Genomic DNA, 1,697 nt, shown 5'->3' on the forward strand with positions numbered 1-1,697 from the left:
CCGTTGCGTCGACCGGCCTACGGGGCCGAATACGGCGGATCCGCTTCAGCCAGTTCTCATCGGACTGATCGGCCGTGCCCGCGTAAAACAGGACTACCTCTGGCGTAACCGCCCACCCTGTAGTGCTTAAACCAGGGTAGAGGATTTCCGCAGTTGCCTGATCGCCAGTGACAAGTAGCCAGGGTTGCTGGTAACGCCATCGCCAGCCATACGCCTGTTGCATCGACAGCTTGAAACGGCTGACTCGCTGCGAAAGAAAGTCAATCTCCACTGCCTTTGTCGCGCCTAACTTGGCCGCCGGATCACGCTCGTACCTGCCTGCGTTGCGGCCGGGCGAACGACTCGCTACATATCGCCACGCCGCCGTCAGCCCCCCTCTCACCAGCAGCAATGCCGCGCCGATAAGCAACACGCCAATGACGCGAGTCGACGGCGAAGGGTCAATCGCTGAACCCTTGAAATAGGCGAGGACCGCCATCCCTACAGTGACAGATCCGATGAAAACCCAATAACCCGCGAAGTTACGCAACTTCATTGAATGATTTCCATGTCATGCTCGTACGCTATCGGTTGCACCACCGCCAGCCGAAGCGCGTTCTCGCGAGTGAGAACAAGTTGCGGTTCTGCGGTCCGCCACGCACGTTCGATCGCGAGCGCGACGGCCAACCATGCCCCAGCCGCGCCCGGATTCCCGAGTGCAAGGTCAATATCGTGAATGCCCGCAAAGTCTTCTGTTTTCGACGCCTGCAACTCGAGGGCTGCCGAATTCTTTAGGAATGCGGCCTTATCTTGACCCGTCAATCCTGTCTGCCACACCTGATTGACCTGCATGCCGGACGTTTGCCCCCACACCAGAGCCTTCGGTAGTGAGGTTATGAAATCCGTCGTGTCGGACTGGACAGGCCGGTGCAGCAGCGCTACAGGTTTCAATCCTCGGCGCTCCGCGAGTGGCGCCCATCCGAGCAGCAGCGCTACACCTGCTTCAGCGCTTTTCTCCGGCGGCTCGTCGTGTAGTTGTGCGGAGACATACAACGTGAAACGCTCCAGCGCCGGACCGCCCTTGATGTCCAGCCATTCGTCGAGCGCCATCAATCCCTGCTCCGGGTCCAACAACAACGTTGATGCATTGCGATAACCACACTGCTGCCAACAGGTCTGCCACGTTTTCAAGACCTGCCCCCGGTCGATGACTGTTGGAATCTGAAGGCGTACAGCGAATGGGACATCGACGGGAAGGCTGTCGAGGGATTCCTTGATCTGGCCGAGCAACTGCATGAATAGGGGCCGGTATCGCCCCGGCCTCTCTTCGTCCTCGTCCAGAGCAAGCGCCGTATGGCGAACTGCGTTTTCGCCAGAACGCGGCGTACTCGCCTTGAGCACACGCTTCTTTTGCGCAATGGCCGCTGCCACACCGGCGCTGCCAGCATCCATCGCCGTGACGTATGCCGTGCCCAGCACCGCCAGTGGCTCCTGTGCGAATTCGGTGGCTTCGGCCCGGTCACTCTCCAGCGCCTCCTTCTCGGCCCTGAGCCGGGTCATTTCCTCGTCGTAGTAGAACAGCCGCAGACCGAACGCCGCGCACCAGCCGATAGCCGGAAACACCAGCAAACGCACCCAGAACCACACCGACGTTGTCGGTTCGTCCTTCGGCCAGGTCAGCAGCGTCAATACGACACCCGCCAGCATGACAACGACGA

The 1,697-nt window shown here is 60.2% G+C and carries 1 protein-coding gene and 1 pseudogene; both read right to left on the reverse strand.

The features are described from left to right. Window positions 1–535 (reverse strand): annotated as a pseudogene (locus WCA53_RS14715) (ImcF-related family protein); the annotation flags it as partial. Next, a partial coding sequence (locus WCA53_RS14720) for a hypothetical protein (protein WP_423911483.1) occupies window positions 532–1,697 on the reverse strand: 1,166 nt, incomplete at its 5' end. The pseudogene WCA53_RS14715 and the gene WCA53_RS14720, both read right to left, overlap by 4 nt.

It is taken from the genome of Caballeronia sp. (assembly GCF_049581465.1).
Lineage (GTDB): Bacteria > Pseudomonadota > Gammaproteobacteria > Burkholderiales > Burkholderiaceae > Caballeronia.